Here is a 5,038-nt window from a genome sequence, read left to right as displayed (position 1 = left end):
TCGCCGAAGCGCCCGATGGTGTTGGTGGGCCGTCAAGGACTCGAACCTTGGACCCGCTGATTACGTAGCATCCTGTCTCCGAACCACAACGGGCGCTCCCGATGCTCCGGAAGCGCCCGATGACTCGGTGGGCCGTGGAGGACTCGAACCTCCGACCCGCTGATTAAGAGTCAGCTGCTCTACCAACTGAGCTAACGGCCCGCGAACCCGCCTGCGCGAACGAGCCGAACAACCTCATATGGTGCGCCCGGCAGGAGTCGAACCTGCGGCCTTTGGCTTCGGAGGCCAACGCTCTATCCAGCTGAGCTACGGGCGCCCGTGCGACGTATATTCGCTTGTTGGGGTGACCGATGGGAATCGAACCCACAACCCCTGGCTCCACAGGCCAGTGCTCTAACCAATTGAGCTACGGTCACCGCGAGAGTCCGGCCACCGCCACAGCCACGCCACCACGGCGCGACGCAAGCGCTAATCTTACAGGAGCGCCCGCGGCCGGTCTAGCCTTCCATCTCCCGCGGCGAGGGCCCGCCGTCCACCACGATGGTCTCCCCCGTCATCCACGACGACGCCTCGGAGGCGAGGAAGAGGCACGGATAGGCGATCTCGTGTACCTTGCCCCAGCGCCCCATGCCGACGCGCGCCGCGATGGCGTCGTAGGTCTTCTTGCCGTCGGGGCCCGCCTGCTTGAGCACCTCGAGATACCCCTCGGTCTCGACGGGGCCCGGCGCGATGCAGTTCACGCGCACGCCCTTGCGCCCCCAGGCCGTGCCGAGCTCGCGCGTGAGCATGATGACGGCGGCCTTGGAGGCGCCGTAGTGGGACATCATGGTCGAGCCGTAGACGCCGGCGAGCGAGGCGATGTTGACGATGACGCCGCCGCCCTGCTGCGCCATCATCTGCTTGCCGGCCCACTTGCAGCCGAGGAAGACGCCGTTCAGGTTGATGCCGACCACGGTGTTCCAGCCGTTGATGGAAATATCCTCGGGCTTCGCCCTGAAGGACGCGCCGGCGTTGTTCACCATGATGTCGAGCCTGCCCCAGTCCTTGACGGCCTGCTCGACCATGGCCTTCACCTGCTCCTCCTGGCGGACATCGACGGCCATCGCGAACGAGCGCCGGCCGAGGTCGCGCACGGCCTTGGTGACGGGCTCGAGGTGCTCGAGCTTGCGCGAGCACAGGGCGACGTCGGCGCCCGCGCGCGCGAACTCGAGCGCGATGGACTTGCCGATGCCGGTGCCGCCGCCGGTGACGATCGCGGTCTTGCCGTCGAGGGAGAACGGGGTCTTCGCCATGGCGGGGACGATACCCCAGGGCGCCGGGGATGTCCACGGCCCGGGCGCGCGCGAACGGCTACCGGGGCGCGCACGCTACTGCGGCAGGGCGATCTCGCTCTGGCGCTGCGGCACCGCGCGCTCGATGCGCCGCCAGACGGCGCCCGGCGCGAAGCGCGCGCCGTTGCCGTCGGCACAGGCGTGGAGCTTGGCGACGAGCCGCTGCGCCTGGTCCAGGCGGCGGCGCGGGGCCTTGGCCTCGCGGCGCACGTCCTTGTCGCCGGTGCGCTTCGCCTCCTCCCAGGCCTGGTCGAGGTGGGCGACCATCGTCACGACGCGCTCGACGCTCCCGTCGAGGTAGGCGTCCCATGCCTCGCGGCTCGCGAAGCGCGGGCACGCTGCGGTCAGGACCGGCTCGAGCTCGCCGGCGATGTCGGCGGCGGCGCGCAGGTGATGCTCGACGCGCGGGCGGATCTCCTCCGCCGGCTGGTCGCCGGCCGCCCCGGCGGGGACCGCGGCGGCGAGGAGCAGCGAAAGAGCGAGCGTGCGGCGCATCAAATTTCAGTATACGCGCGTGCCGATTCCGGCCTCTTCCCCGACAGATTTCGTCACCCACTTCCGGATTCCGGGAACGGAAGCGCGCAGTGACGCCGTTTTAGGGGCGCGGGCGGCCCGTGGCATCCGCCTTGCGGTATTCACCCGAGGAGAGCAAGCGGATGGCGGCTCCGGAAACAGCTGGCGACCGGCGGAAGCGCGCGCTCGTCATCGACGACGACGCGTCGGTGCGCCGCGCGCTCGTGGACGTCGTCGCCATGCTCGGTTACGAGGCCGACGCGGCGGCGAACGGGCCCCAGGGCATCGCGCTCTTCGTGCGGAGCCGCTACGACGTCGTGCTGACCGATCTGATGATGCCGGGGATGACCGGCTGGCAGGTGCTCGACACGATCCGCGAGCTCAACCTGCGCATCCCGGTGATCCTCGTGACGGGCGCGCCCGTCCCCCCCGACGACCGTCGCCTCGCGCGGCCGGGCGTGGCGCTGGTGCGGAAGCCCCTGGACGCGGGCGCGCTCGAAGCGGCGCTCGCACGCGTGCTGCCGCGTTAGGCGAACATCAGCCCTTCAGGAACCCGCTGAGCGCGCGGTTGAACGCCTCGGGCTGCTCCATATTCGAGAGGTGCGCGGCGGCGGGGATGATCTCCAGGCGCGCGCCATTGATGGCCTCGGCGATCACGCGCGAGGCGGCCACGGGCGTCCCGGGGTCGTCCTCGCCCACGATGACGATCGTCGGCAGCTTGATGGCGCCGAGCCGGTCCGTCAGGTTCAGCGCCGCGATGGCGTGGCAGCAGCCGACGTAGCCGGCCACGGGGGTCGAGCGGATCATCGCCGCCACCCGGTCGACCACGTCCTTGCGCCGCTCGCGGAAGGGCGCGGTGAACCAGCGGGCCAGCGTCGGCTCGACGTGCGGCTCCATGCCCTTCGCCTCGGCCGTGCGGACGCGCTCCTCCCACTGGGGCTTGGCCTCGGGGGGGATCCGGCTCGACGTGTCGCACAGCGCGAGGCTCGCCAGGACGTTGGGCGCCTTGAGGGCGAGCGCCTGGCCGATCATGCCACCCATCGACAGCCCCACCCAGTGCGTGCGCTGGATGTCGAGCGCGCGGAGCAGCGCCAGCGCGTCCTCGGCGAGCTGGTCCAGCGTGTAGGCGCCGCGCGGCGCCTCGGTCTTGCCGTGGCCGCGCGTCTCGTAGCGCAGCACGCGGAAGCGGCTCGCGAGCGCCGGCACCGTCGGCTCCCACATCGCGAGGTCGGTCGCCAGCGAGTGGCTCAGCGTGACGACGGGCGCCCCGGCCGGGCCGTCGAACGTGTAGTTCATCGAGATGCCGTTGGCGGTGATCTTCATGGCGTCCTCCTCGGCGAGCGCTCGGCTGCGAGCACGCATAGTGCCCCGACGCCGCGGCCCCGTCAAGACGCGCGCGGGCGGACCTCCTGGGCGGCGAGCGGTGGTCAGCGAGCATGCGTCCGGCCCTTCCCTGACCAGCCGGGCCGGCCATATCCGGAATTCCCAGATACGAAAACCGCATAGTGACGGCGGCTTGCGGGCACCGGGCACGTGGCATCGCCTTTGCGATTTCCCTTCGACGAGGATTTCGCTTCGACGAGGGAGTGGACACGATGGCTACGACGAACACGGACGGCGGTCGTCGGAAGCGCGCGCTCCTCATCAACGAGGACACGGCAGTGCGCGGCACGCTCCTCGACGTGCTCACGGCGCTCGGCCTCGAGGCCGACGCCGCCACGACCGGGGCGGAGGGTCTGGCGCTCTTCGCGAGGAGCCGCTACGACGTCGTGCTGACCGATCTCGGGATGCGGGGCACGGCGGGCGGGCGGATGCTCGAGGCGGTGCGCCAGCGGAACACGCTGATCCCGGTGATCATCGTCGGCGGCGCGGCCGTCCGGCCCGACGACCGCCGCCTCGCCCAGCCCGGGGTCGCCCTCGTGACGAAACCCGTGGACACGGCCTCGCTCGTGGCCGCGCTCGCGCGGGTGATGCCGGACTTCGGGTAACGCTGCGGATACGCCGCGGCGCGCACCGCCGAACCGGTATACTGTATGCGATGACGCGAGCACTGGACGCTGCCATCGCGAAACTTGCAACGCTACCGGCCGACGAACAGGACCGGATCGCCCAATGGTTGCTCGATGAGCTTCGTGACGACGAACATTGGGCGCGTCAGTTCGCAGCCTCACAGGACGCTCTGAGCAGGCTCGCGGCCGAGGCGCGCGCTGAGCGCTCAGCCGGCAGAGCGACGGAACTCGACCCCGACAAGCTGTGAGATCGCGCGCGACGCCGCGTTTCTGGGCGGCGTATCGCGACCTGCCACCTGACATCAGGGAGCTGGCGCGGAAGACGTATCGGCTGTTCCGAGAGAACGCCCGGCACCCGAGCCTCCACTTCAAGAAGGTTCACGATCGCGAGCCCATTTACTCGGTGCGCGTGACGCTCGGATTCCGTGCCCTCGGGCTTCTCGAGGGCGAGGAGGTCACCTGGTTCTGGATCGGCGCGCACGCTGAGTACGATCGCCTTCTCGACAAGCTGTAAGCCCGGAGTGATACGCTCGCGTGTTTCGCGGGTCCTGAGATTCTTGGCGGCACACCCGTCTTCGTCGGGACGTGCGTCCCGGTACAGGCGCTGTTCGATTACCTCAAGGGCGGCGACACCTTGGACGCATTCCTTCGTCAGTTCCCGTCCGTGAGACGCGACCAGGCAATCGCGGCGCTCGATCTCGCGCGCGCTACGCTGCTGGCTGCTTCAGGCCCGCTGACTACTTAGCGGCCGCGACCTCGACCCGCGCGTCGTTGAAGCAGGCGCCCTCGGAGATATCCGCGTGGTGCGCGGGGCAGAGGGCGGAGATGGTCTGGCCGTTGTCGCTCGTGCGGAGCCAGGCGCCCTTGAGCGTGCACACCACGCCGCGCGGCACCGCGTCGCTCACGGCGAGCGGCAGCCGCACCTCGCCCAGGTCGTTCCACACGCGCACGCGCATGCCGTCGCGCAGCCCGCGCGCGCGGGCGTCCTCCGGGTGCATCTCGAGCGGCGGCGGCGCGTCGCCGTCCGCGCCGCCGAAGGTGGACGTGATGCGCCGGTCGGACGCGGGGGAGATGAGCGCCAGCGGGTAGCGCGACTCCACCGGCAGGAAGCGCGGGAGCCGCGCGTCGTATTTCTTCTCGAGGTACGGCGACGCCAGCTCGGCCTTGCCCGACGCCGTGGCGGGG

9 protein-coding genes and 3 tRNA genes are annotated in these 5,038 nt (G+C 70.4%); 5 read left to right on the top strand and 7 right to left on the bottom strand.

Going from position 1 to position 5,038, the window contains the following annotated elements; genetic code table 11:
* Positions 1–128: 128 nt before the first annotated feature.
* The 5 genes from VKG64_14855 to VKG64_14835 all read right to left on the bottom strand — a co-directional run bounded on the left by VKG64_14855 (position 129) and on the right by VKG64_14835 (position 1,826).
* Positions 129–201, bottom strand: a tRNA-Lys gene (locus VKG64_14855).
* A 38-nt stretch (positions 202–239) separates the two neighbouring features.
* Positions 240–316, bottom strand: a tRNA-Arg gene (locus VKG64_14850).
* A gap of 23 nt (positions 317–339) precedes the next feature.
* Positions 340–416, bottom strand: a tRNA-His gene (locus tag VKG64_14845).
* An 81-nt stretch (positions 417–497) separates the two neighbouring features.
* Positions 498–1,292: a glucose 1-dehydrogenase gene (locus VKG64_14840; GenBank protein ID HKB26316.1), complete on the bottom strand. Its 795-nt coding sequence runs from the start codon at positions 1,290–1,292 to the stop codon at positions 498–500.
* A gap of 75 nt (positions 1,293–1,367) precedes the next feature.
* A complete protein-coding gene (locus VKG64_14835) occupies positions 1,368–1,826 on the bottom strand; it encodes a hypothetical protein (GenBank protein ID HKB26315.1) in 459 nt (152 codons plus the stop codon).
* 161 nt (positions 1,827–1,987) lie between these two features.
* Between VKG64_14835 and VKG64_14830 the strand changes: the two genes are divergently transcribed.
* Positions 1,988–2,374 carry a response regulator gene (locus tag VKG64_14830; GenBank protein ID HKB26314.1) on the top strand — a complete coding sequence of 129 codons (387 nt, stop codon included), beginning with the start codon at positions 1,988–1,990 and terminating at the stop codon, positions 2,372–2,374.
* Between the two features lie 7 nt (positions 2,375–2,381).
* Here the strand turns inward: VKG64_14830 and pcaD are convergent, their stop codons facing one another.
* Positions 2,382–3,167 (bottom strand): 3-oxoadipate enol-lactonase, encoded by a 786-nt coding sequence (gene pcaD, locus VKG64_14825; protein HKB26313.1) that lies wholly within the window; start codon positions 3,165–3,167, stop codon positions 2,382–2,384.
* A 272-nt stretch (positions 3,168–3,439) separates the two neighbouring features.
* On the opposite strand from pcaD, the gene VKG64_14820 reads away from it, so the two are divergent.
* Genes VKG64_14820 through VKG64_14805 form a run of 4 tightly spaced genes read left to right on the top strand, consistent with a single transcriptional unit; the run spans position 3,440 to position 4,598 of the window.
* Complete coding sequence (locus VKG64_14820; protein HKB26312.1) at positions 3,440–3,832, top strand: response regulator; 393 nt, start codon at positions 3,440–3,442, stop codon at positions 3,830–3,832.
* A gap of 50 nt (positions 3,833–3,882) precedes the next feature.
* Positions 3,883–4,101, top strand: coding sequence for a hypothetical protein (locus VKG64_14815; protein HKB26311.1), 219 nt, complete (start codon positions 3,883–3,885; stop codon positions 4,099–4,101).
* Complete coding sequence (locus VKG64_14810) at positions 4,098–4,367, top strand: hypothetical protein (GenBank protein ID HKB26310.1); 270 nt, start codon at positions 4,098–4,100, stop codon at positions 4,365–4,367. Before VKG64_14815 ends, VKG64_14810 begins: the two co-directional genes overlap by 4 nt.
* A gap of 39 nt (positions 4,368–4,406) precedes the next feature.
* A complete protein-coding gene (locus VKG64_14805) occupies positions 4,407–4,598 on the top strand; it encodes a DUF433 domain-containing protein (protein ID HKB26309.1) in 192 nt (63 codons plus the stop codon).
* Here VKG64_14805 and VKG64_14800 read toward each other — a convergent pair.
* Positions 4,591–5,038, bottom strand: a 448-nt coding sequence (locus tag VKG64_14800; protein ID HKB26308.1) for a molybdopterin dinucleotide binding domain-containing protein, incomplete at its 5' end; no start/stop codon positions are given. The two genes, VKG64_14805 and VKG64_14800, sit on opposite strands and share 8 nt — an antisense overlap.

The organism is Candidatus Methylomirabilota bacterium (assembly GCA_035260325.1).
Lineage (GTDB): Bacteria > Methylomirabilota > Methylomirabilia > Rokubacteriales > CSP1-6 > AR19.
Note: the sequence above shows the minus strand (reverse complement) of the source record. Positions and strands in the feature narration are given on the sequence as shown.